This window comes from Shewanella sp. MBTL60-007 (genome assembly GCF_019654915.1).
Classification (GTDB): domain Bacteria; phylum Pseudomonadota; class Gammaproteobacteria; order Enterobacterales; family Shewanellaceae; genus Shewanella.
This window is the reverse complement of sequence record NZ_BPET01000073.1, coordinates 1-24,560: the sequence shown is the minus strand read 5'-3', so window position 1 is coordinate 24,560 and position 24,560 is coordinate 1. Positions and strand designations below refer to the sequence as shown.

Genomic DNA, 24,560 nt, shown 5'->3' with positions numbered 1-24,560 from the left:
ATCTATAAGGGAATATATATGAGAACTCAAACCTTAATGGCGAAAGCTATCCGTAGGAGTTTAATTGCAACCGCAGCGACAAGTTTCGCAATGTCAGGGGTTGTATTTGCAAATGAAACAACAGGAAATGGAGCAGAAGAAGTAGAACGCATTGAAGTAACCGGTTCACGGATTAAGCGAACAGATATGGAGACCTCTGCTCCAATCCATGTTATGGATGCAGAGCAGATTAAAATGAGTGGTTTTACTAATGTAGAAGACATTTTGAACCAACTTCCACAATTAGAAACAGCAAGTAATGCATTTCAATCTAATGGCGCCTCGGGTACGGCTTCACTTGACTTACGCGGTTTAGGTAGTAATCGAACGTTGGTTCTTATTAACGGCCGTAGAATGCAAGCAGGTAGTATTACTTCACAAACTGCTGATATTAACCAAATTCCAGCAGCGTTAATTAGGCGTGTTGAAGTTATGACGGGGGGAGCTGCTGCCGTATATGGTGCTGATGCAGTAGCAGGTGTTGTTAACTTCATCATGGACAGTGATTTTGATGGTATTTCAATCAACGTTGGAGCATCGGGTTATCAGCATAAAAACGATAACAGCTATATCCAAGGTTTAATGGATGAAAAAGGTTTTGAGTATCCATCAGGAAGCACTGGCGTTGATGGTAAGGCATATAATATTGATTTAGCTATCGGTAGTGATTTTGCTGATGGTAAAGGTCACGCAGTAGCTTATGCTGTTTGGCGTCGCAACGATGAATTACTTCAAGGTGAGCGCGATTACTCTTCTTGTGCATTGAATGGTTCACAATCTGCTTGTGGTGGTTCAGCTAATACGCCTTTAGCTCACTTTGACATCTATCCGGTTGTTAATGGTAAAGTCGATTACGCACAAAACTTTTGGGGCTACACTGATCCAGACGGAAATGGTTTCAAGCCAGATGACGGCTATCGTTATAACTACGCGCCTGTAAATCACTTTATGCGCCCGAATGAGCGTATTTCACTTGGTTCGTTCTTGAATTATGAAATTAGTGATCATGCTCGTCCATATGTAGAGCTTTCTTTCATGCAGAATCGTACAGCTGGTCAGATCGCTGAATCAGGTACATTTTTTAATGAAGAATACTTAATGGATTACAACAATCCGCTACTCACAGATCTACAGAAGCAACAGTTACAGTCTCAGTTTAATCAAACAGATGTTGATCAATTTGTTGCTTATATTGGTAAGCGTAATGTTGAAGGAGGGCCACGCTCTAACAACCTTGAGCACAATTCGTACCGTATTCTTACTGGCATGGAAGGTGATATTAATGATAACTGGACTTACGACGTAAGCTTCAACTATTCGGCAACTTCATCTTCATCTGTATACCAAAACGATTTGCTTGCGCCAAAAATTGCACCAAGAGTTGGCGCGATTGATACAGAGTGCGTAGAAGCTGATGGCTGTCTATATTACAACGTGTTTGAGCCTGATGGAGTGACAGCAGAGCAAGCCGCTCAGCTAGCGGGTGTAGGTGTTCAGACGGGCCTTGTAACACAAACAATCTATAGCGGTTATGTAACAGGTGATATAGGTGTAACAATTCCATCTGCATCAGATCCAATTGCAATGGTATTTGGTTTTGAGCGTCGTGAACAAGATTACGAAAGAATTTCTGATACCGTTTATGAAGAAGGTCAACTGTTAGGCCAAGGTGGTCCAATTACTAGTCTATATGGTGAGATAGATGTAAACGAGCTTTATACAGAACTCCAAATCCCTGTACTTGATAACTTAGGGTTTGATTTAGGTGCTCGTTATTCTGATTATTCTAGTTCAGGTGGAAACTGGACTTATAAAGTCGGTGCGGATTACACATTGGCTGATGCTTATATGTTTCGTGCAAGCTTTAACCGTGCAGTACGTGCTCCAAATGTTTCAGAGTTATTTAACGCCCAAAACATCGGTTTATGGTCAGGTGCTGATGGTTGTGCGACTGATGAAGATGGCAATATCACATTCAGCGAAGCACAGTGTGCTAATACAGGTGTGACAATAGATCAGTATGGCAATATCGGTTCATCTCCTGCAGGACAATATAATGAATTTGCTGGCGGTAATCCAGATCTAGAGCCTGAAGAAGCAGAAACAATTACATTAGGTTTAGTCGCTAATCCATTAGACAACTTCAGTTTCTCTCTTGATTATTACAATATTGAAATGGAAAGCGTAATTAGTACAGTTGGTGCTGAGCGTATACTAAATATCTGTGCAGAAACTGGTGATAGTGCATTCTGTCAAAATGTTCAACGTAGTGCATCAGGTAGCTTATGGCTTGGCAAAAGTGGTTACGTTGTTAACCTAAGCGACAACATTGGTGGTCGCTCTTGGGAAGGTATTGACGCTGCTGCGCAATATAATATTGAGCTAGGTAGTGGTGATCTTTCTTTCGATATCATTGGCTCTTATGCAATGAAGAAAGAGATCCAACCAATCAAGGGCGATGACGATTTAGCATATGATTGCGCGGGTACGATTAGTTCAGATTGTTTTGCTACGCCTGATTGGAGACATACCTTAACAGCAAAGTACACTGCATCTGACTGGGTGCTAGCTGCTAAATGGCGTTACTTCGGTGCTATTGATTATGATGGAACCGCTGATGCTCGCTTGTCAGAACAAGGTGGAATTGATGCATATAACTACTTTGACTTAAATGGTACATATGTATTAACTGATTACATGTCAGTTACTGCAGGTATGAACAACTTGTTCGATAAAGAGCCGCCAATGGTAGGTAACTCAATTTCAACTAATGCAAACACTATTGCAGGCTTCTATGACACATTAGGTCGCTTCATGCACGTGAGTGTGAACCTGAAGTTTTAATGATATTGTGAGTTTAAACAAAAAACCTCCTTAACGGAGGTTTTTTTATGACTGTTCACTAAAAAGGCTTTCAGTTCGTGCTTACACTAGCTTAGTGATTGAGTCTTAACTCTTGCCTATGCTGCTGACTAAAGTGATTACTACAGCTTAGGCAACGTTGCTCAAGTGGATTACTTGCTAATCGCTCTGGTTCAATTTCACTCTCACAATCACTGCACACACCGTACAAACCAATTTCAAGCTGACAGCGAGCCGCATCTAGGCTCATCAACTTGATGAATAATGGATGTTCGCATAAGTGAACGTCAGTCATCACTTGAATGAGTTCACAAAGAGAATAATCATGCTGTTCCATTAGCTTGGCTTGCATTTCGGGGAGTGCACCAATCTTAGCTCTTAGTTCCGACTCGATCTCGGACAAGGTTTGTTTGATATGGTTTGTACTCACTTAGGTCGCCTACAATTATTAACTTTACGGCTTTTTAGTCTAAACATGCAGGCGTGATGCGTTATGACTAAGATCAATTCAGCGCTATATTTTGCGGATCTACTGCAATTAAATGCTAATTAATTCACTAAACGACCGTTTAAATTTTGTCATTTAGTAATGAGCTCATTATTTATTTAAAACACTTTTAGTGATTGAAACTCTTAAAAAGCTCATTGGGTTGTGTATGTTGGCGATTTAAAGCGCTAAATTTCGTTGCCTAAAGCTTCTTGTGCACCTTGTAACACCCTGATGATTTCATCGGCTGTTTTATACACTCTTAACTCTCTAAACAGCTCATCGGCTTCTGTATATTGGCGGTTTAGGTAGCTAAACCATTGCTTAATTCGCGCGGGATAGTAGGTGCTTTTTCTGCCTTCTAATTCACGATTTGTGTAGTCAAGCATCAGCCCCAGAGATTGCTGCCAAGTAAAGGCTGCATCGCCCTTGATATGTGCAGCAAGGTTTGGCAGTGAAATCGCTCCACGTCCAACCATTACGCTATCACAACCTGTAACTTCCATGCAGCGCTGGGCGTCGTCACGATTCCAGATCTCACCATTAGCAATGACAGGGATAGGCAACTTTGCATTGATGTCAGTGATATATTCCCAATAAGCTGGAGGTTTGTAACCATCAACTTTACTGCGAGCATGTACAGCAAGTTCACTGGCACCCGCTTCATAAATGGCGAGTGCATTTTCCATGTAGAGTGATTTATCGTTAAAACCTAAACGGATCTTGGCCGTTACAGGCTGATCACTCGGCACGGCATCACGCATGGCTTTGACTACTTTATATAGTTGCTCTGGGTATTGCAGCATTACCGCACCACCGTTGCTACGGTTAACCATCTTTGCCGGACAGCCAAAATTAACATCAACGCCTTTTGAACCTAACTCCACAGCTCTAATGGCATTTTCTGCCATCCAATTGGGGTCTTGGCCAAGTAACTGCACTCGTACAGGCGTACCAGACAAGGTTTGGCCACCAGTTTGTAATTCAGGACAGATGCGATAAAAGACCTTTTCAGGTAGCAGTTGGTCCACGACACGAACAAACTCGGTGACCATAAGATCATAAGGGTTGATAGCTGAGAGGATCTCTCGCATTAAATCATCTACAACGCCTTCCATAGGCGCCAAAATTATTCGCACTGAACTGTCCAACATATCGGTATCTTTAAGGGCGCCGCATTCTACCTCATCTTAAACTCTCGGCCAAATAGACTGAGTTATTTGTTTGTAAGCAATCGAATGATGGTTTTGCTTTTATCTTAATGCTTCACAACCCCATCAAGCTTTGCAAGCAGCTAAGTGTTGAGCAGATTGTAGAAAAAATGACATTTAAACATTTAGATAAGACTAAGCTGACTCCTGGATATTATTTGACCTATCAGCTTTCATGAGTCATAAATGTGATGGATGTAAAACTTTTGAAATTAAAATGTTAGTTGGCGGGTCTAGTTAAGCAAGCCAGCAAATTACCTTGTTGGTAACCGATCCAATGTTGATTACGTAAGAGGGAAGAGATCATGAAATTAGTAAATAAAACTGCAATCACTGTCGCTGTTGGTGCTGTTGTAATGGGAAGTGCATTGGCAACGAGTGTGCAAGCGGGCCCATTTGGCTATAGTGAGATGCAAGCCGGTTACCAGCTGCTTGAAGGCGAAGGTAAATGCGGCGAAGGTAAGTGTGGTGCCGATAAGAAAAAGAGCAAAGAAGGCAAGTGCGGCGAAGGTAAATGCGGCGCTGACAAGATGAAAGCTAAAGAAGGTAAGTGTGGCGAAGGTAAATGTGGCGCCGACAAGATGAAAGCCAAAGAAGGTAAGTGCGGCGAAGGTAAATGTGGCGCTGACAAGATGAAAGCCAAAGAGGGCAAGTGTGGCGAAGGTAAATGTGGTGGTGAGAAAAAAGCGAAAAAAGAAGGTAAATGTGGTGAAGGTAAGTGTGGCGGTGCGAAGTAAATCGTCTTGATAGTTGAACGGGCCAGCTCGAGCTGGCCCTATTTGTATAGTTGATCCGATGTAAGCAGGCAGCAGTATGACAAATGGCAGCAAAGTGAATAAGGGACAGGTTGGATTAGGCCTTAGGCGAGAGATGTTAGATGAGTTTTGCCAAGGCGTGCCTTCAGAAATCGACTTTTTCGAGGTAGCCCCCGAAAACTGGATGACGTTAGGGGGCAAGTTTGGTCGTCAGTTTAGAGAATTGACCGAAAAGCACGAGTTTTACTGTCATGGTTTATCTCTATCAATCGGTAGCCCCGCGCCGCTTGATGTTCAGTTCGTCAAAAACGTTAAAGACTTTTTAGACCTGCACCAGATAAAAATCTATTCAGAGCATTTGAGCTACTGCTCTGGGAAGGGTCATATGTATGATCTAATGCCAATTCCTTTTACATCAGAAGCGGTTATGCATGTGGCGAAGAGAGTAAAACAAGTGGAAGACATTATTGAAAGGCCGTTAGTCTTGGAAAATGTTTCCTTTTATGCCGCCCCAGGTGCCGAGATGTCGGAAACTGAATTTGTCACAGCGGTAATGGAAGAGGCCGACTGCAAGATGCTTTTGGATGTTAATAACATCTATGTTAATTCAATTAACCATCAATATGATGCGCTTGATTTTTTAAAGGCGATGCCGACGGAGAGGATCGCCTATCTACACATTGCCGGACATTATGAAGAGGCAGAAGATTTAATTGTTGATACCCATGGGGCGGATATCGTTGACCCTGTTTGGAAACTACTCGAAGAGTGTCACCAGTACCATGGTGTGTTTCCTACGTTATTAGAGCGCGACTTTAACATTCCTAAAACCAGCGATTTATTACTGGAAATTAATCAAATTCATGACTATCAAAATCGACACGTTGCGAGTTTGAAAAGGAGCGCCTAATGAACTTTATTGATGTTCAGCAGAACTTTATGGATTACATTAAAGATCCTTCTCGCCCCTTACCAGATGGCATCGAGGCGCGTCGTATGAAGATCTATCGAGAGTTATTTTTCAATAATCTTGATGGTTTCATCTCAAATGCGTTCCCAGTGTTAAAGAGTCTCTATAAGGAGCAGGATTGGCTAGATATTGTCCAAAAGTTCTTTGCAACTCACGACTGCCGTACTCCTATTTTTATTGAAATCGCTCAAGAGTTTTTGCTGTTTTTGCAAACAGAATACCAAGAGACTGAAATTGATCCGCCATTTATGCTCGAGCTGGCTCACTACGAGTGGTTAGAGTTGGTGGTGGCCGTTGCTCAGGATAATCATCAGCAGAAGCTTATCGAAGGCGAAGAGCCTTCATTAGAGTGTATTAAGTTATGCGTTTCAGCGACATCTCAAATTGCACAATATGCGTATGATGTGCAGCACATTAGCCCAGATTATTGCCCTAAAGAACCGAGTGAAGCACCTCAGTACTTTTGTATTTATCGCGACTTAAGTGAAGAGGTTCGATTTTTACAGTTAAACCCATTAACTGCTCAGGTACTCGCTTATCTGTCACAGTATGAGAGCTTAAGCTATGGGGAGTTGCTAGATTGGTTGATACAAACTTTTCCTCAAATTGAAGCAGATGTTTTGAAACAAGGTTGTTTACAGTTACTTACTGACTTAAGCCATAAGGGGATTATTAAAGAGTTTATCGCTCAATAGGCTTCCCATTCCTAAATTGGATCTCTATAATTGCTGCAAAAATTGATCTAGATCAATTTTTGCAGTTAACAATAATAAGAGAGGAAGCCATGAGTCAGCCGTTTAAAGACCCATTTAACATTGTTTATTTTATTAGCTTTATTCTAGTAATGCTTATCCCAACATTACCCGCTAGCTTGTCTTGGTTAAAGGTTATGGGCTTAATTTAATCCGATTTTAAGCCAATCTCGGTTATACTGGCCACTCAATATAGAGTGGCTTTTTGTTTTTTAGGATTGATTGATGGCGTTAAAGCGTGGCTTTTTTCTTGTTTTTGGACTTTGCAGCTTAGCCTTGGGGCTGTTAGGTATTCTGCTACCCGTATTGCCTACTGTACCGTTTATTTTACTTGCAGCTTATTGCTTTGCCCGCTCTAGCGATAGATTGTATCAGTGGTTGATGAGTCACCCTTGGTTTGCCGATGCCCTGAAAAATTGGCAGGCGCAGGGCGCAATTCGAAAAAGCCTAAAGAAAAAAGCCTATATAGTGAGCGGCCTGAGCTTTATCACCAGTATTGTGATTGTTCCTCTGATCTGGGTAAAAGTGATGTTGGCTTGTCTCGGTACCGGTTTAATAATCTATTTGAGAAGCATTCCTGAAATCGACGGGTGATACTTCACTGTATTGTTTCATCATATTGAAACTTAAGCGCAATTGTTGCGTACCTGTAACCGTCTCCCTCTAAAAGAACAATCGGCAAATAAAATACCCTAGACTGAGACTACACTTCTCGCGTTAGTAGGTTGCAACTCATCATAAAGCGGCTTAAGCTTGGTGCCGATTTTTACACTTCGATGACATCTATACTGGCATAATCAAATTTGGAGCTGGGGATGTCAGCAAACTAAAGTAGATTAAGTAAAGAATTATGGTAATGAATACTGACAGCTTGGCACTAATAAAGAACAGCATTAAAACCATCCCTAACTATCCTAAAGAGGGGATCTTGTTTAGAGATGTGACTAGCTTATTAGAAGATCCACAAGCCTATAAACTCACCATTGGCCTTTTAGTAGACCACTATAAAGATCAAGGATTTACTAAAGTTGTCGGTACTGAAGCGCGCGGCTTTTTGTTTGGTGCGCCGTTAGCGCTAGAATTGGGCATTGGTTTTGTACCCGTTCGTAAGCCAGGTAAGCTGCCAAGAGAGACGATTTCAGAAAGCTATGAGCTTGAATATGGTCATGACGTACTAGAGATCCACGTTGATGCGATCAATGCCGAAGATAAGGTATTGGTTATTGATGACTTACTTGCAACTGGCGGTACTATCGAAGCGACAGTTAAACTTATTCGTCAGTTAGGCGGAAGTGTAAACGATGCCGCTTTCGTAATTTCATTGCCAGACCTTGGTGGTGAACAGCGTCTTGAGAAGATGGATCTTAAGTTGGTGAGCCTTTGTGAGTTCGATGGCGAATAAGTTATTAGGCTGCTGTTATACGCAGCAGTGCTAAAGAGTCGAGTAAACTGTCGATTCTTTATCTTAAAAGGTGATTTTATCACCGCCAAATCGCTCCTTAGACGCTTGAGATAGCATGTAAAAGCGTTGCATGTTATTGTTCCAAGATGTCGAGGAGCGTGCTCCCGAAACCATATTCATGACACGTTGGGGAGTTCCATGTCATATCAGGTGTTGGCCAGAAAATGGCGCCCTGCCACATTTGAGCAAATGGTTGGTCAATCTCATGTTTTACATGCATTAACCAACGCGCTCACTCAGCAAAGATTACATCATGCCTATCTGTTTTCCGGTACTCGAGGAGTAGGGAAGACCAGTCTCGCGCGTCTTTTTGCAAAGGGCCTTAACTGTGAACAAGGCGTGACCGCTACGCCTTGTGGACAGTGTTCTGCCTGCGTTGAGATTGCCGAAGGTCGATTCGTTGACTTGATTGAGGTCGATGCGGCATCGAGAACTAAGGTTGACGATACGCGAGAACTGCTCGATAACGTGCAGTACAGGCCGAGCCGTGGTCGCTATAAGGTATACCTTATCGATGAAGTCCACATGCTATCTCGAAGCAGTTTTAATGCTCTGCTTAAGACCTTAGAAGAACCGCCGGAACATGTAAAATTTTTACTGGCGACCACCGACCCACAGCGTCTGCCAGTGACGGTGTTATCTCGTTGCTTACAGTTTAACCTCAAGAGTTTAACGCTAGATGAGATTGTGGCGCAGTTAGGTCATATTTTAACGGCGGAGCAACTGAGTTTTGAACCATCGGCATTAACCCTGCTAGCCAAAGCGGCTAACGGTAGTATGCGAGATGCGTTAAGCCTTACGGATCAAGCGATTGCATTTGGTGCTGGTCAAGTCAAACTTGAGCAAGTACAAACAATGCTCGGTAGCATTGACGAAAAACATGTCATTGCCTTGTTAGAAGCGTTAGCCAAAGCCGATGTGATGGATTTGATGCAAGTCACAGCTAAGGTGTTGTCGTTTGGTGCAGAACCAGAAGAGGTGCTACGTAGCTTACTTGAGCTATTACATCAAATTACCTTGACCCAGTTTGCTCCCGCAGCAGCGCAGATGTCACTGTATAGTGAGCAGATCAAGGCGTTTGCTCAGCAACTGTCAGCAGAGCAGGTACAACTTTACTATCAATTGCTGCTCACTGGGCGTAAAGACTTACCCCACGCCCCAGATCCAAAGTCAGGGCTAGAGATGGCACTGCTACGAGCCGTGACATTTGTACCTGAAAAACCAGTGACTCGTTGGGCTGTAGAGTCAAAGTCAGAAATTAGCTTGCCTAAGGCTGAAGCTAATCAGGCATTGCCCACTTCTAGCCCCAGCCAAAGTATGAATGATGTTCATGCTGAACAAGTGGTTTCTTCAACTGAGACGAGCACTAAGGCTGAAGGAGTTGAGCCTGCCTCGCCGGGAAAGTTACAAGGAGTGACCTCTTTAGCTCATGAAAATGAGCAACCGAGTGAGCAGCCTGCTCTAAGTGAAGCGACGCTAGAGCCAAACGACACTGCGCCAGAACATGCAGACGAAGCCCTCAATAGTGAGATGGCCATGATAATGAGCCAAGCTCAGAGTCAGGGTTTTAATCAAGAGGACTCATCGAGCGCACAGGTCACTGAGTCGCCAGCAAGTGCTGAACTGAAAACTGATGATGTTACTACCACAGAGGTTGAAGCAGAGCCTGAACAAACAGCGCTAGAGGCGTCAGATGCAAAGGCCCAGCATATTGAAGCGCCTGAAGCAAAACCAGAGCAAGCTATAGAGGCAGAGCCTGAGCACACTAATGTTGCTGATGAGAACTCGGTTCAATCAGATTACAGTTATGATGATTTGGCCTCTTACGCAGATTATGCTGGAGCTTATAGTGATTCAGGTAATGACTTTGGCAATGAAGATTACGGCTTCGATAGTGGTTACGAACAAGGTTATCAAGTTAGTCAACCAACTAGTCAAAGTACAACGGAGTCTGAACCGAGAGATCCGCTGCAGCAATCAGCTGTTGTGTCATCCCCAGTAGTTGCTGAAGCCGACTTTGGAGCAGGTGATGACTTACTGGATGCGGTACTCGCAGCTAGAGCAAGCTTACTTGAGGGATTAGGAGAGGATGATCCTAAGGCGGAGTCTTCAAAAAAGTCCATAGAGGTACGTAAACCTTTTACGCCTCCAGTAAGAAAGCAGACTGAAGTCAAGCCAAGTGAAACGGATCCGCAGCTAAGTGTTGAATCGAGTGAAGCGCAAGCTGAAGACGACACAAAGGCTAATGATGAGGTGATTGATAGGCCGCCATGGGAAGAGCCTCATGAACAAGACCCTTGTGCGCGATTTGACGACTCTACAGCAGTGGCGCCAGTCAGTAAGGCTAAAGTCACGCCTGAAGAAGTAAAGTCGGTTGAATTGGATTCTGAGCCAGATGAAAAGAGAACCGAGCAAACAGCACTTGATTCATCTCCTGTTCAGGATGCTGAGCTAAACTTACCTGTATTACCTAGTGGTGAGCTTAGTGGTAATGAGGTTGATTTAAAGTGGTATCGGTTTATGTCTGAGTTAGAAGTGGGCGGTCGTGTACGGCAGCTAGCAGTTAACTCAGTCTGTCATCAGTTTGAGCAGCCGTTATCGTTATTGTTAAAGCCTGATCAAAAACATCTGGCTGCAGATATCGCTATTAAACAGCTAGAAGAAGCCATGAGCAGTGCTTTAGGTGAAGCTTGTACGGTCAATGTCACCGTTGGGCTCGATAGCGCAAGAGAAACGCCACTTGAAGTGAGAAGACGTTTCCACAAAGAGATTTTAGTGCAGGCGCACCATGAGTTGATGACTGACGACAATGTGCGTTGGTTGACGCAAAACATGGGCGCGCAGCTAACCGATGACTCATTGAGCTATGCACCTGAGTTATTGGTACAGAAAGGAAAACAGATTGAGTTGATCGATATCGCGAACTTTAAGCGGTTAACTGAGTCATAATTTTTACAATAGAATTTCAGCTTTCATTGCTAATCACTGGTATTTTAGTAAGATTAGCCCACTTTATTTGTTGTGATAAATAATAGAAGAGAATTAGAGTATGTTTGGAAAAGGCGGTATGGGCAACTTGATGAAGCAAGCCCAGATGATGCAAGACAAAATGGCTAAAGTGCAAGAAGAGATCGCACGTATGGAAGTGACTGGCGAAGCCGGTGCTGGCCTAGTTAAAGTCACTATGACGGGTTCTCACAGCGTACGTAAAGTTGATATCGACTCAAGCCTTCTTGAAGACGACAAAGAGATGCTAGAAGATCTGATTGCTGCTGCGTGTAACGACGCTGCTCGCCGCGTAGAAGAAAGCCAAAAAGAAAAAATGGCTGAAGTGACTGGCGGTATGCAGTTGCCACCAGGCATGAAGATGCCGTTCTAATTAATTTCCAGATGGTTTGTTTCAGTCCTAGCTGACTGATACAACTAGCGGTAAAAGAAGCCCAAGTTTATCTTGGGCTTTTTTGTGTTAGTTTCTGGTTTACTCAGGGCTCCAGTTTAGTGCTTATAGACTGACTCTTTTCGCTTTTATATGCGATAGTGTAAGGAGTTGTGTTGCAAAGCAGGTCTTTAAGCTGTTTTCTGTTCCATCGTTTGTTGTAGATAGTCTTGGCATCAACTGCCATAGCTATAACTTGGAACTGGTTCTTTGCAAGATCGATAGCAATATAAGGTCAATCGCAATCTATCTCTAACTCTTCCTTTTCAACCAGAACAGTTTCGACATTGACATAAATGCTGCCATCAGCCTCGCGATTGATGCTATGGATATAGTTTGCAGAGAAACTGCCGTTGGTCACTTTACAGCCATTTGATTTGACCCAGTTATCAGCATCATAGCCCCAGCCACTGTCAAACTCATCCATCTGTTGGTAGTCAAATACACTGGTACCGTTACTATAAACAGACTCTTTGCTAGAGAAGGCTACTGCAGTATGAGAGCTATTGCTAAATTGAAACGCGATCACCTTCCCATCTTTTGTGATAAACCGAATGATATCCCCTTGCCTGAAAAAGGACTAGAAAAAGGACTAGCCACCCATTTTTACTAGTTATTACCAGATAACATTGCGAGATGCCAACGGGGGAGAGCAGGTTCTGACCACCACAGACACCAGTTATATGCTGGTCTTGTCTATGGGCAGTTACACTGTCACTATACAAAGCTGTAATTTTGCGAACATATGCAGTGTCGGCCACAATGTGGGCAGTTACAGTCCCGCAACAGCTGTCAGGTTCCAGCACACCGACGTGCTAGGTTCTGTGGTTGCCGAGTCCAATGCTAAAGGCAGCATAACTAGTCGCAGCATATATGAACCGTTTGGTAAGCGCTTAGGTGGTGAGAAGGCGGGGATAGGTTATACAGGTCATTTGCAAGATGAAGATCTAGGGTTAACCTATATGCAGGCACGATACTATGATCCACTCATAGGCCGATTCTATTCTAATGATCCTGTTGATGCATTAGGACATATGAAAAGATATAACCCCATTCATGGGTTCAACCGTTACACATATGCCAATAATAATCCCTATAAATATACTGATCCAGACGGTAACTTTGCTTTTTTAATTCCTGTCGTTGGGGCCGTAATTGGTGGATATACAGCATATAATCAAGCTATCAGTGCGGGGGCAAGCGACGGTGAAGCAATGGTTATTGGTGCTGTCGGTGCTTTAACTGGAGCTATATCTGGTGGTGGAGTTGGCTCTGCGGCTGGTTTAGGTGTAAAGCTTGCGGCACAGCAAGCGGTTAAATCTTCTTCCGCTAAAGTTGCAGGGAAAATGGTGGGTTCAGGTGTATCCGGCGGCGTTTCAGGAAGTGTAAGCCAGGCTGCTACGGACGCGAGCGGAGATATCTCTAATGGGGAGTTGCCAAGTGTGGATATGAATAAAGCAATAGGTAAAGGTATTGAAGGAGCTGCCGTAGGGCTTGCAGCTGGCATTCCGGCGGCCGTAGCAGGCCCTTCTATTGCTACAGATATAGCAGGTTCAGCCATAGCTATATCAATGGAAGAGAATATTAAAGACTAATGGACACTCTAATTATGAAATATTTCTATCAAGTCTGTGGAACACTTTTAGTCATTCTTAGCGCGCTTATTTGCCTTTTCCTAGTGATTGAAATTTATCCTCCCGATGAAAACCTGCTTAAGAAGGTTGAGGGCCCAATTGATAAGATAGTATATACGGATAATCAACTTATAGTATCCGTTGATTCATTAGATTTGACCTATGAGAAATGGAATGGGGATATCAAAAATGTCTTCGAATTTCTTCGCGAAAAAGCCAATAATAATGTAGAACTACTCGTATATCTTGACCAAAATGAGAGTGGGAATATCTACTCTATTCATTTAGAAAAGGTACCAGTTAGAACACTGACGTCAGTACTTGAACATAGAGAAAGCCTGGTCGAATCCATAGTGGTTATTTCAGCATTGTTAATATTACTGGGGTTAATAGGAGTTTTTTTTGGAGGACGAATCTCCGAGATGAGCAAAAGCATTAACTAATATGACATGAGTTTTAGCGTTTTTTGTATATTAAGCCCCGCAAGGGGCTTATCATACCCAGCGAACTAGTGGTGATTCTTATTTGAACCTTTGGTACTTTATTTGTGGGGTAATGGCTGTTTAGGAACATGATATAAAAAAACGCCGCAAATGGATTAATGCAAATGTTGAAGGGTATCACGGTGACCTAAATCCGCTCCATCACATATTAACTCAAGCCATTTCGTAAATAGTAGAAAGCGGCTTTATTGGTTCGTAAATCGAACTAATGTATATGCAGGCACGATACTATGATCCACAGATTGGTCGGTTTTATGCGGATGATCCGGCTGATGCTACGGGACATCTTGATCGCGGAAGTCTGATACATGGTTTCAACAGGTACACATATGCTAATAACAATCCTTATAAGTATGTGGATCCGGATGGTGAATTTGGTCAGCTAGTTGTTGGTGCATTAGTAGTTATTGGAGTTGTTAGTTTCATCGCACAGCAGTTAGATTTTGCTGAAAGTATAGATAATGCTGGTGATTCGATTGAACAATTTGACAAAGTTCAAAGTCCAGCTTCTGCATATGAAGGGTTTATTAAATCAGGAGGGCATGTAAATAATATATCTCAAGCAGAAAGTGATTATTCAGATAATTTTAACAATGCGATTGAATCTATAGTTGATCTAGGAAAAGAAATGACTGAATCGGCTATTGGAGGTATACCGACTTCTACATAGGATGCTGTAGTAGGTAGTGTAACTGAAGTAGTGAATCAAGTAACTGAACAGACTGATGAAATTACTGAGGAGAAAAATAGTAATGCGATTTTTGAATGGCTTTAAACTTGTAGCTAGGTGGCTAAAATGACAGGCAGCAAATTTGAATTGTATAGGAGTAAAGGAATGCTCCTGTTGTTTGTTATTGTTTCATTAAATGCCTTGTTTTTTTTCAGTAAGGATATTATTGCCTATTATTATATGTTTTATAGTAGTGATTATACGGGCGACAAGAAAACTATTATATTCCCTAGTGAAAGTGGTGAGACTGAGTCGTTAGAGTTGAATGAACAATTCTTTGTAACTGCTGGGGAGTTACAGGCTAAATATCTGGTATTTGGTGGGTGGGAATACGGCAACGGTCTCATTAGGATTGATGCTATTAACTTTAACAAATGGAAGTTATTAGATAACTTAAGTTCTGAGCAGTATATTCAAGATGTATACCGTTCAGATGAATGTTCAGTGTTTAAATTTATCAAACCTTTTGATGGGGCTGATTATGAATATATCGCTGTGCTTTCTGGGGTTAAAGCTATATTCTCATTTGATAGCACCCATGAGTTAAGGGGGGGAGTTCCTGAAATTTGTGATATTTTCAAAAGGTGAAAGAGTTGTTCGTTTAGCTACCAAATTACCCTTCAGTTGGTGGAAAACTTTGCACCTTTAACCTCTTCCAACGAACTGACTGGTCAGTTTTCAGCGGAACAGTGGCAGCGTTGGAGCGGAATATACAATGTGTATATTCCGCTGTTTTGCACCATGTTTCCGATGAAACATGACCACTACACCCAAAGTGAGAAAAGTAACAAAGAAAAGTAAAGCCACCCATTTTTAATCAATAACATACTTACCTGTTCCTGCTATTCGCAGTTCTGCGTCGAGAATCAGGCTGTCAGCTTCTCTTAAAGAGTGATATGTAAGCACAAAATGCCCTAACGTAATAGATTAAGCTAAGATTTGACGAATTTGAGACAAAGAGAAACGGCTCAGAGGGGGAGGCTAAGAATTGAGCAAATAGGTTGTTTGGGTTGCTTAGCTTACCAAGAGGTACTGGCAACTATTGGCAAAGTGCCGTCGTCGCTTTTCTAAATGCTCACAATAGTCAGTTAATTCTTGCAACGACCCAACAGGCCCATGGAACAACTTGCCAAAGTCAGAAGTGATTTTAATCCAGTTATCAGTTGGAATATTGAGCCGCCTCAAGATGTTCTCTACTTTAGCAGGGATGGCGCCACGTTTATCATCACGAATTATGCGACCCGTTTCATCTACAAAACAAAACGTAGACAGCCAAAGTTAATGGTAGATCAATGGCATAAATTGTTTAACGGCAAGCACTGCACAGAGCGCTTCTGGCAAAGGCGTTTTTTAATTTTTTCCAAGTTTACACCTTCTAAAATATATGGAATTAAGCACTATTTAGAGTCACATTCACTGTTCAAGTCTACCTATATCCTTTGTTAAAAATTCATTTTAAAGACACATTATGTAAATCAAATTTTTATGTAATATAGAGTGTTACAGCGCTTATTCCTTAACCGATAACTTGTGTATAATGCTGGCAATGGAATAGTTGATATAGCTAGATTTTAACAAAATATAAGTCAGGGAAGTTTTAATGCATTTTTACCAATCCATCGTGGCAAGCCTCATGGTTAGCCTAACGCTAATCAGTTTACCAGCATCAGCAACACAAAATATCTCCTCCATCATGATAGAGGTTCGTCAGCAAGACGGAGTTGGCTTCTATTACAATATAGCCAATGGTATGGCACTGAATGGCGATATCTCTATCATCAGGGATAACCAAGGCTATACCTTGGGGCAATTTTCACAAGGGCTTCCCAACGGTCAATGGCAAGTTTTTCTCCCCAACAATCAAAAGCTGGTCGATGGTATGTACCTTAATGGCTATCAAAATGGTAAATGGCAGCTGTTTGATATGAGTGGTGGCATAAATGAAGTTCAGCACTATATCAAAGGCGTTCCCACCGGCCGTTGGGAGCAATATAACCGTCAAGGTTCTATCTATCAAACCACCGATTATAAAGAGGGCAAAAAGTCCCTTGTAAAACGATTTTTCAGTAGTGGTAAGTTACAGGCTAAAGAGAGCTATTTAGATAATCTTCGACATGGTATATGGGAGAGTTACCATGAAAATGGCACACTGGCGCTTAGTCAGCAATATGCCAATAACCAAGTCTCTGGCCCCTATCTAGAACAAGATAATCAAGGGCAAACCTTAGTTAAAGGTCAATACAATGCCAACGCGAAACGTCAAGGAAAGTGGCTGAGATTCTATGATGACGGCACGCCTGAAAGTGAAACCCACTATGAGGCTGGTAGCCGTAATGGCAATGCTCTTGAATACCATCCCAATGGTCAGGTCTCAATCCAATCACATTATCAAAACGATCTACGCCAAGGAGAGTTACTGGGTTACAGTGACAATGGAACCTTGTTGGAGAAAGAGCAATACAAAAATGGGCTATTAGATGGTACTCAGTTCTACTACAACCTTTCTGGTGTATTGAGCATCGAGCAGAACTATAAAGAGGGCAAACAAGCTGGCACTCAAAAAGTCTATTTTGATAATGGTGAACTAAAAAAAGTCACCAACTATCACACTTCAAATTTGACCGATAACGACCAATACCCACTTCAGGGAATACAAGAAACCTATGACTCAGAGGGCCGATTAATCTCAAAAGGCTATTATGAGATGGGGCTTAAACAGGGACTGTTTGAGCGTTATCGGCAGGGGAGGATCCATAAACGCGAACAGTGGCATGCCGGTGAACGTCATGGGGACCAAATCGTCTACTACGATAAAGATACAGTACGTAGCCTAAATCAGTATAAACAGGGAAAACAAACTGGAATATCAGAGAGCTACTTTGAAGACGGCACTCTAAAAGAGCGTGGAACCCGAATTGATGGCAAGTGGGCTGGTAAATATGAATCATTTTACGATACAGGCTCTCCACGAGAGCTTATTCACTACGCCACAGAAAAAAGTGACTCAAATTATAGTTTCCCATACCACGGCAACTATGCCCGTTGGTACGGAAATGGCGATCCCAATGATGAAGGTAAATACCTTAACGGTGAAAAAGAGGGTCTTTGGCTTCATTATCAACAAGGACTCGTCAGCCGCGAGCAAACCTTTAAAGAGGGCAAGCTTAATGGCGATTATGCTGAATACTATAACGGCCGCAGACGCGTCACAGGACAATATTTAGATAATCAAAGAGATGGGCTATGGACAGACTATCGCTATCAAGAGAGCGATCCCACTTTTGGTACCATTCCTGAGGGCAATATCTATCGTACCAGTCAATACCAGCAGAATAAGCTAAATGGCCTTCGCGAATACTTCAGTTTTAAAAAAATACGCTATCGCAGTGAAACCTATAAAAATGGTGAGCAAACAGGCCCTTACGCTGAGTATTACGTCGACAACGGTCAAGTAAAGAGTCAAGGAGAGATGCTTGAAGGAAAGCAGACTGGCCATTGGGAGTTTTGGTTTGAAGATGGCATGCAGTCCTTAAGTGTTGAGTTTCTTGATGGAAAGCTGCATGGAAAGCAACTTGAATACTACAGCAATGGTCAGCTAAAGCAGCAAGCACATTATGCTAAAGGTAAACTCGATGGCGAGCTTATTCATTACTTTCAAACTGGTAAGAAAAATTATCAAGAGCAGTGGCTAAAAGGGCAAAAGGAGGGAGAAGCCAGCTACTTCCACCCTAACGGTAAGTTATCTGAAAATGGTACCTATTTAAGAGGCAGACAAGAGGGATTATGGCAAAGTTACTGGCCTAACGGTGAGAAGCGCAGTGAAGGCAGCTATATTAGCAATCGACAATCTGGTGACTGGGTCTACTATGATCAATTCGGTAAGCTCATTAAAACGGAGCATCACTAATTGTCACTTAATAAGCCTGTAAAACTTAGCTCCAATCCAATTGCGTTGATTGTAACACTGCTGCTTTTGAGCGGCTGTGAGCAGGTGCCGACTCATCCCATTAATGAAGAGGAGCTTGAACAGATAGAGTGCTCGGAAACAGAGGTGCATGGGATCACTCTTAATCAAGATTGCCTAACAGGTTATCGTGGGAGGCCCTTTACTGGCATTGGTATTAGCACCAGCATGTATGGCAATCATTTTAACGCAGCTCAATATAAAGACGGACTAAAACACGGCTTTAGTTTTTCAGCTAACGAACTACACCTCAAATCCCAAGGTTGGTTTTATCAAGGCATTAAAGATGGTGAGCATCTGATTTACCACTATAAAAGTGATAAATTAAGAAGCCGCACTATATATCAAGAGGGTAAAAAGCTAACTGAAGATTTCTATACCGAAGAGGGTATTATCAATAGCTTTAAACGATTTGATGGAGAAGATATAGTCGAGAGCATTAGCTACGAAAAAGGTCGAGAATGGATACATACCTATTTTGCTCAAAGTGGTGAGAAGCGACAACGCTGGAAACGCTATTATGCCAATGGCCAGCTCTCCAGTAATAGTGAATTTCGAGCTGAAGATCTAAAGAAGCTTAATGAAACCACTTATTTCTTTAGCGGTAAAGTTCGTACCCAATTCAACTATGATAGGCAAAGTAACCGTTCACAACTAGATACGTACTGGCCCAATGGTCATCGTCAATCAGAGCAGCATTATATCTACCCCTCCATCACGCTTGACGGGAAAGTACTCAGATTTTGCCAAGAAAATGGCCAGCTGCAAGCCATAGAGCATTACCGTAAAAATATTGAACATGGATTGTTCGAACAATTTTACTGTAACGGGCAACTACAAAAGCGCGAACACTATGCCAATGGCATCATCATAGATAAGAAAGTTAAAGTCTTTCATGAAAATGGCCAACTCATGATACTCAGGAAACTAGACGGTAAAGGAAAAGAGATTGGCAGCAAATATTACGACGAAACAGGCAAGCTAACCTATCAAGAGTGATGCTATTGGTATTTCCTCTATTAAAAATAAACCCAGCACATAGCCTGACTCTTGATCACAAGTCTAGTGATCAAGAGACAGCCCATAATGGAGGTTAAATACACACGACCAACCCGAAAATAGCTATAGGTTATTGCTGTGTGGCTAGTAACTATCTACTCTGAATGCTATAAAAATCAGCTAAACCAAGATTTAATGCGGCTCATCAAGGATCTGTTATAAAACGGTGAGGTTTGAGCAAGAAGATACTCACTCATCTCATCACCAGCTTCAACAAGGTGGACGGCAATATCCCAACCGTTAAGCTCAACTTTACGGTGAATATTAAAAATCTCAGATCGGATCCGACTGAGCTCATCGGCATAATCAGTACCATCAAAGGATAACCCTAGATAAAACTGATGACCGGAGCAACTTTTCTGAAAATCTAAACGACATGAATCAATTAAATAAGCGGCATTCACTTTCGAGTATGACGATAACATCTGACGAAGTACATCCAGAAGTGGTAGTTCAGCGTTCAACACTTCTCCAATTATTTGTAGCTGGCCTCGATGCTCAATCAAACCCACACTAGGAAAGAGCATATATCTAATCTCATTCTCATCAATTGCTTTTGACAAAGATGTATTAGGATTGAGCATAATGTCGCTATCGGCATTCACTAATATCTGTAGGGCAGTACTGGCTTCCAACTTAAGCTGACCATGGTACTCTGTGCCCTCTTTTTCCATCTGCATTTTTGCAGCATCAAGTGCTTGTTGAGAAGTAAACACTGGAGTAAAAGGAAGAGCATCCCCATCCTCTAAATTGATATACCACTGCATAATACTGATTGATTGCGCCCCTTCACCCGCTAACTTCTCGGCATCTTCATTATCAGCGGGAGCAGAGGCATCACTAAACAGGTATAAAGGTGACTGAATAAGCTCGGTATAAAAGCTTTTAATATCTGTTTTGCTATTACCTAATAATGCAGATTCGAACACCTTCTCTAGTGTGTTATGAATGACGACTGGAACCTTCTCGTTGAGCATAATTAAAAATCCTTTTAAACCATCTGTAGCATTACCAAAGGATAAAATAATCTACACGAGCAATAAGAGTCGAGACATTTATCTAGAAACCAAATAACAACCAAACCAGTACAACTTCCCTTATCTGCGTTTTCTATACACGACACAAAAGTTACCTCGTTTGGTATGGCACTTTGAGCAGCGCTCACACTCGACTTCTTTACCTCTTACCTGATCACTGCGCAGTATTCACGGAAGTAGGCTTCACTATGCTTGATTTGAGCATTGAGCATTGAGCACTGAACATTGAACAAGGAGGTTGTACGCCAAGGCCAAGACGAACGCTTATAAGTATTGAAGACACTCGCTATTATCACTGCAGCAGCCATGTTGTTCGGGATAAATAATGGCAGGCTATTGATTAATCATTAAGGTTTTTCTTGCTGTTTTAATGGAATATTTGTTCCATTAAATTGGAGCGGGGGAAATAGGGGCTAACTCGAGCGCTTAGAAACACAAAAAGGCTCAAGCAAATTGCTTGAGCTTTTTTTGTTTGGGTTGTGCCTGCCTCTAGGTTCTTAACCAACCATTGGGAATATTAAGTGTTTTTATGACTTTTGCGGGCGTTCCGGCAGCTAGAGAATTAGCAGGGATCTGACCTGCAACAATAGAGCCAGCAGCTATGACAGAGTTATCGCCAATGCTTGCTCCTGCAAGAATCATAGAGTTTGCTCCAATCCACACGTTATGGCCAATCGCAACTGAAGCTTTTTTTATTTCACGTTCGGGAGACAATTGGTGAAAATCGGTATCGAAAATATAAGTCATATCACCAATTTTGGCATTTCGGCCAATTTTTATAGATTTTGAAGCGCAGATGTTAACCCCGTCATTTAAGAATGAGCCGTCACCAATTTCTAATCTTGCTCCAGCTAAAACACTAATGTTTTGATGCAAACGAAATGAGCGAAAATGGCACTGTTCACCAAGTTCGATAGTCCCTTTATTACTTATATATGGCCATGCGCCACTAAATGAAGGGGTACCTGAAACGGTAATCTTCTTTCTTTTACAAAATAACTTTATGGAAAGCCCTTTTAGCTTTCGACGGAGGCTCGGTTTTTTGCACATATTTTGGTCCAGATAATGAGCACTAGAAGAGTTATTTGTAGGGTTTTGATTTACGCTTGGCTGCCCATTCGTAATTATTGATGAACGCGGCCAAGTATTAGTTTACGAGGTTGAAACGTTTGTGGGCTTAAGGATAAAACAGGTGCTTTTTTACATGAAGACTTTGCAATCTGCAAGCAGTATATGTGACAAAATTTATTTTAGGTTGCTGTTGTTAAAGTGTTGTTTGTATTGGGTAAAGTTGTTTTTGTGTTGCTGGTTTCCCATGTCTATGATTTTGTTCTTTATGCTTCTATAAGGCGGCATAGCTGATAACATTTTCAAGTTTTAGTCAGTAAAGCTTAATTATGGTACGGCGTTATTGTCTCGCGTACTTTTCATGTAGTTGCCGCTCTAATGGCTTTATGCCAAACTCCAGCCGTTTTATGTGTCGACTTCATGTGCGTAGCTAACCTAAATGGCATCAAATGTGACCTCTTACCATGATTGATTTGAGCATTGAACAGGGAGGTTACATACCACGCCCAAGACGAGCGCTTATAAGTATTGAAGACACTCGCTATTATCACTGCAGCAGCCATTATTGCTCTTGTATTAATCCGTCAAAAAGCGCATGTAGCATAAATATGAATTGGTAGTTTAGCTATTTCTTTAATTTTCAATTACCTACCTAAAATAATTTTTATCAACTTTTGATTTTAGCTAATTTCAATAAAGAAACTCTTAAAATCACACTGGTATAATAGGTTGATGGCATAACTGCTGTGTGGTATATCTTGTGTTGTAAATTAATCAACGCTAATAAACGTGTTGGATAACAGAGTCGTGTTAAATGCTATAGATACTTCTGGAAAGGATGCTTCTTATGGGTAAAAAAGTACGTAAAATCTCGACTAATCTAATTAAATTTGGGGTGTTTCTTTCGGCATCAATTATAGGCTTTAGCTCTTTTGCTGATAGCTTCATAGAACCAGTCGAAAGTGGACGTTACCGCAGCGCAAATAATAAATTCATATTTGGTTCTAGTACCGATGACAAGTACCGTATTCCAGCATTAGAAAAATTGAATAATGGCGATATTGTTTTCTTTGCTGAGCGACGAGTCGACACATTAGCTACCAATGACTATAAAAGACAAAGCATTGTTATGCGCACATTAACTCCTGATGGAAACCTCAGTGATAGTCGAAAAATTTTCTTGAGTAATGATGCTCCCGGCGCAATTGAAGATGGCAGTAGTTATAAGCACAATTTAATGAACCCTGTCCCTGTTTATAATAAGAACACAGGCGTATTGCACCTCTTTTATAATCACATTATTACCAGTGGAAGTCAGAAACTGCGTGCAAACATAATGCATAGTAAGAGTGTTGATAATGGTGCTAATTGGTCAGAGCCTGAAAATTTAACTAATGTTTGGGCCGAAGAATGCGAAACGTTGATTATAGGGCCTGGTCGCGGGATACAGATACCAGTAGCAGAACCTTATGCTGGTCGTATTTTAGTGCCACTTCACACTATTGATGTGTTAGGAAAGGCCGGAACCAAATACGAAAAGCCAAGTAACTGTAATGATAATAACAGTATTGAAAAGGGGCTATTTAAAGTCGCAATAACCGATAGTGATACGAATAACTGGGTGCTTTCTAATCGACTAAGTAGTGGTGTAGAAGGAATTTATTTTACTGAGAAACAGATAGTTTATTTAAAAGGCAAGCTCCATATGTTCTCTCGTTTAGGTGGGGAGGCTGAGTATGACGGATCAGGCCTAGGGTTTAGTCTTGATGGTGGTGAAACATGGCTGCCAGGTTTTAATGAGTACGGTCCGAAAAATGACGCAGGAGAAAATGTAGGTATCACGGGACGCTTTTATACGCCAACCCAGTCAGGCCTCGCTACAGAAGGGGAGAATATCTACTATACAACCAGCGTTTTCTATAGTTGGTATGAAGGGCTGGATAATCGTCGTGAAGCTTGGGTTCATCGTATTGATCCTCAAGAAATGCTAAGTAAAGAGCTGTCAGCAGTAAACAACGTGCAACCTATTACAAAGTCAGGATTTTCTAACGTCGCAACGCTATACCTTGGTAATAACAAAATTGGCATTTTATGGGAAGAGGTTCGCACCTGGAAGCCAATTAAACGTATTAGAAATATCTTCTATACCGTCTTAGATATTCGCGACTTTAGACAAATTGAAGATCCCGCTTGGATTGATAATGGTTTTAGTTACTTCCCTGTATGGAATGGATCACACCATCTATTTAATACAGAGATAAATGGCGCAGATAAAACGGCTGATTGGGATCCTAATTAGCTTAGTATTATGTTGTTTATCATTGGTTTAGCCCTGTTGGTTTCAACAAGTTAATTGAAATTGGTAATGGGTTGTTTATGCCTTATAAAGTTAAATTACAGAGATATTTAACTTTATAAGGCATTACTCGGCAGGTGCTGGGGGAAATTTCTTAATTAGCAAGGAGTTTATATGAATGCGAACAGCCATTGGCAAGAAATACTAACTCAAGGCAGTACTGTTATTTCAGAATTTTTTGATGAAGAGTTTATTGAAGAATTAAAGTTACGAGTCAATACAGCGTTAAAAAGTC

General features: G+C 41.7%; 20 protein-coding genes and 1 pseudogene. 15 read left to right on the top strand and 6 right to left on the bottom strand.

Annotation, left to right across the window (positions count from 1 at the left end):
* The first annotated feature begins 18 nt into the window (after positions 1-18).
* On the top strand, positions 19-2,883 hold the full coding sequence (locus K5Q92_RS21355) for a TonB-dependent receptor domain-containing protein (protein WP_220770886.1): 2,865 nt from the start codon (positions 19-21) through the stop codon (positions 2,881-2,883).
* Between the two features lie 91 nt (positions 2,884-2,974).
* Here K5Q92_RS21355 and K5Q92_RS21350 read toward each other — a convergent pair whose 3' ends face one another.
* Both K5Q92_RS21350 and dusC read right to left on the bottom strand, forming a co-directional pair.
* Positions 2,975-3,331, bottom strand: coding sequence for a TraR/DksA C4-type zinc finger protein (locus K5Q92_RS21350; protein ID WP_220770885.1), 357 nt, complete (start codon positions 3,329-3,331; stop codon positions 2,975-2,977).
* Positions 3,332-3,576: 245 nt separating this feature from the next.
* On the bottom strand, positions 3,577-4,527 hold the full coding sequence (dusC, locus tag K5Q92_RS21345; protein ID WP_220770888.1) for a tRNA dihydrouridine(16) synthase DusC: 951 nt from the start codon (positions 4,525-4,527) through the stop codon (positions 3,577-3,579).
* Between the two features lie 377 nt (positions 4,528-4,904).
* On the opposite strand from dusC, the gene K5Q92_RS21340 reads away from it, so the two are divergent.
* The 7 genes from K5Q92_RS21340 to K5Q92_RS21310 all read left to right on the top strand — a co-directional run bounded on the left by K5Q92_RS21340 (position 4,905) and on the right by K5Q92_RS21310 (position 11,917).
* Positions 4,905-5,336 (top strand): hypothetical protein, encoded by a 432-nt coding sequence (locus K5Q92_RS21340; protein WP_220770884.1) that lies wholly within the window; start codon positions 4,905-4,907, stop codon positions 5,334-5,336.
* A gap of 76 nt (positions 5,337-5,412) precedes the next feature.
* Positions 5,413-6,264, top strand: coding sequence for a DUF692 domain-containing protein (locus K5Q92_RS21335; protein WP_220770883.1), 852 nt, complete (start codon positions 5,413-5,415; stop codon positions 6,262-6,264).
* A complete protein-coding gene (locus tag K5Q92_RS21330) occupies positions 6,264-7,019 on the top strand; it encodes a DUF2063 domain-containing protein (protein ID WP_220770882.1) in 756 nt (251 codons plus the stop codon). The genes K5Q92_RS21335 and K5Q92_RS21330 overlap by 1 nt, the downstream gene beginning before the upstream one ends.
* 282 nt (positions 7,020-7,301) lie before the next feature.
* A complete protein-coding gene (locus K5Q92_RS21325) occupies positions 7,302-7,670 on the top strand; it encodes a YbaN family protein (protein WP_220770881.1) in 369 nt (122 codons plus the stop codon).
* 256 nt (positions 7,671-7,926) lie between these two features.
* The gene (apt, locus tag K5Q92_RS21320) at positions 7,927-8,478 is read left to right on the top strand and encodes an adenine phosphoribosyltransferase (protein WP_220770880.1); all 552 of its coding nucleotides are present in this window, start codon (positions 7,927-7,929) and stop codon (positions 8,476-8,478) included.
* A 198-nt stretch (positions 8,479-8,676) separates the two neighbouring features.
* Positions 8,677-11,487 (top strand): DNA polymerase III subunit gamma/tau, encoded by a 2,811-nt coding sequence (dnaX, locus tag K5Q92_RS21315; RefSeq protein WP_220770879.1) that lies wholly within the window; start codon positions 8,677-8,679, stop codon positions 11,485-11,487.
* 100 nt (positions 11,488-11,587) lie between these two features.
* Positions 11,588-11,917: a YbaB/EbfC family nucleoid-associated protein gene (locus K5Q92_RS21310; protein WP_220770878.1), complete on the top strand. Its 330-nt coding sequence runs from the start codon at positions 11,588-11,590 to the stop codon at positions 11,915-11,917.
* A 292-nt stretch (positions 11,918-12,209) separates the two neighbouring features.
* Here the strand turns inward: K5Q92_RS21310 and K5Q92_RS21305 are convergent, their stop codons facing one another.
* Entirely contained in the window at positions 12,210-12,503 is a 294-nt protein-coding gene (locus K5Q92_RS21305) for a hypothetical protein (RefSeq protein WP_220770877.1), read from the bottom strand.
* Between the two features lie 100 nt (positions 12,504-12,603).
* Here K5Q92_RS21305 and K5Q92_RS21300 point away from each other — a divergent pair, with 100 nt between their 5' ends.
* The 4 genes from K5Q92_RS21300 to K5Q92_RS21285 all read left to right on the top strand — a co-directional run bounded on the left by K5Q92_RS21300 (position 12,604) and on the right by K5Q92_RS21285 (position 15,429).
* Positions 12,604-13,569, top strand: a complete 966-nt coding sequence (locus K5Q92_RS21300; protein ID WP_259649665.1) for an RHS repeat-associated core domain-containing protein — start codon at positions 12,604-12,606, stop codon at positions 13,567-13,569.
* A 14-nt stretch (positions 13,570-13,583) separates the two neighbouring features.
* Positions 13,584-14,051, top strand: coding sequence for a hypothetical protein (locus K5Q92_RS21295; protein ID WP_220770876.1), 468 nt, complete (start codon positions 13,584-13,586; stop codon positions 14,049-14,051).
* A 274-nt stretch (positions 14,052-14,325) separates the two neighbouring features.
* Positions 14,326-14,781, top strand: coding sequence for an RHS repeat-associated core domain-containing protein (locus K5Q92_RS21290; RefSeq protein WP_259649664.1), 456 nt, complete (start codon positions 14,326-14,328; stop codon positions 14,779-14,781).
* A 126-nt stretch (positions 14,782-14,907) separates the two neighbouring features.
* Positions 14,908-15,429, top strand: a complete 522-nt coding sequence (locus K5Q92_RS21285) for a hypothetical protein (protein ID WP_220770874.1) — start codon at positions 14,908-14,910, stop codon at positions 15,427-15,429.
* A gap of 426 nt (positions 15,430-15,855) precedes the next feature.
* Here the strand turns inward: K5Q92_RS21285 and K5Q92_RS24305 are convergent.
* Positions 15,856-16,095: pseudogene (locus tag K5Q92_RS24305) on the bottom strand (transposase); the annotation flags it as partial.
* A 346-nt stretch (positions 16,096-16,441) separates the two neighbouring features.
* On the opposite strand from K5Q92_RS24305, the gene K5Q92_RS21280 reads away from it, so the two are divergent.
* Together K5Q92_RS21280 and K5Q92_RS21275 are read left to right on the top strand one after the other, a co-directional pair.
* Entirely contained in the window at positions 16,442-18,748 is a 2,307-nt protein-coding gene (locus tag K5Q92_RS21280) for a toxin-antitoxin system YwqK family antitoxin (protein WP_220770873.1), read from the top strand.
* A complete protein-coding gene (locus K5Q92_RS21275; RefSeq protein ID WP_220770872.1) occupies positions 18,749-19,804 on the top strand; it encodes a toxin-antitoxin system YwqK family antitoxin in 1,056 nt (351 codons plus the stop codon).
* A gap of 176 nt (positions 19,805-19,980) precedes the next feature.
* Here K5Q92_RS21275 and K5Q92_RS21270 read toward each other — a convergent pair whose 3' ends face one another.
* Together K5Q92_RS21270 and K5Q92_RS21265 are read right to left on the bottom strand one after the other, a co-directional pair.
* The gene (locus K5Q92_RS21270; RefSeq protein ID WP_220770871.1) at positions 19,981-20,841 is read right to left on the bottom strand and encodes an enhanced serine sensitivity protein SseB C-terminal domain-containing protein; all 861 of its coding nucleotides are present in this window, start codon (positions 20,839-20,841) and stop codon (positions 19,981-19,983) included.
* A gap of 549 nt (positions 20,842-21,390) precedes the next feature.
* A complete protein-coding gene (locus tag K5Q92_RS21265; RefSeq protein WP_220770870.1) occupies positions 21,391-21,951 on the bottom strand; it encodes a DapH/DapD/GlmU-related protein in 561 nt (186 codons plus the stop codon).
* Between the two features lie 865 nt (positions 21,952-22,816).
* Between K5Q92_RS21265 and K5Q92_RS21260 the strand changes: the two genes are divergently transcribed.
* A complete protein-coding gene (locus tag K5Q92_RS21260) occupies positions 22,817-24,268 on the top strand; it encodes a sialidase family protein (RefSeq protein ID WP_220770869.1) in 1,452 nt (483 codons plus the stop codon).
* The last annotated feature ends 292 nt before the right edge of the window (positions 24,269-24,560 follow it).

Coding starts and splice junctions, on each gene's coding strand:
- K5Q92_RS21355 (WP_220770886.1), top strand. CDS start 19: ATGAGAACTCAAACCTTAATGGCGAAAGCTATCCGTAGGAGTTTAATT.
- K5Q92_RS21270 (WP_220770871.1), bottom strand. CDS start 20,841: ATGCTCAACGAGAAGGTTCCAGTCGTCATTCATAACACACTAGAGAAG.
- K5Q92_RS21310 (WP_220770878.1), top strand. CDS start 11,588: ATGTTTGGAAAAGGCGGTATGGGCAACTTGATGAAGCAAGCCCAGATG.
- K5Q92_RS21295 (WP_220770876.1), top strand. CDS start 13,584: ATGAAATATTTCTATCAAGTCTGTGGAACACTTTTAGTCATTCTTAGC.
- K5Q92_RS21285 (WP_220770874.1), top strand. CDS start 14,908: ATGACAGGCAGCAAATTTGAATTGTATAGGAGTAAAGGAATGCTCCTG.
- K5Q92_RS21335 (WP_220770883.1), top strand. CDS start 5,413: ATGACAAATGGCAGCAAAGTGAATAAGGGACAGGTTGGATTAGGCCTT.
- K5Q92_RS21340 (WP_220770884.1), top strand. CDS start 4,905: ATGAAATTAGTAAATAAAACTGCAATCACTGTCGCTGTTGGTGCTGTT.
- K5Q92_RS21325 (WP_220770881.1), top strand. CDS start 7,302: ATGGCGTTAAAGCGTGGCTTTTTTCTTGTTTTTGGACTTTGCAGCTTA.
- K5Q92_RS21280 (WP_220770873.1), top strand. CDS start 16,442: ATGCATTTTTACCAATCCATCGTGGCAAGCCTCATGGTTAGCCTAACG.
- K5Q92_RS21330 (WP_220770882.1), top strand. CDS start 6,264: ATGAACTTTATTGATGTTCAGCAGAACTTTATGGATTACATTAAAGAT.
- dnaX (WP_220770879.1), top strand. CDS start 8,677: ATGTCATATCAGGTGTTGGCCAGAAAATGGCGCCCTGCCACATTTGAG.
- K5Q92_RS21290 (WP_259649664.1), top strand. CDS start 14,326: ATGCAGGCACGATACTATGATCCACAGATTGGTCGGTTTTATGCGGAT.
- K5Q92_RS21260 (WP_220770869.1), top strand. CDS start 22,817: ATGGGTAAAAAAGTACGTAAAATCTCGACTAATCTAATTAAATTTGGG.
- K5Q92_RS21265 (WP_220770870.1), bottom strand. CDS start 21,951: ATGTGCAAAAAACCGAGCCTCCGTCGAAAGCTAAAAGGGCTTTCCATA.
- apt (WP_220770880.1), top strand. CDS start 7,927: ATGGTAATGAATACTGACAGCTTGGCACTAATAAAGAACAGCATTAAA.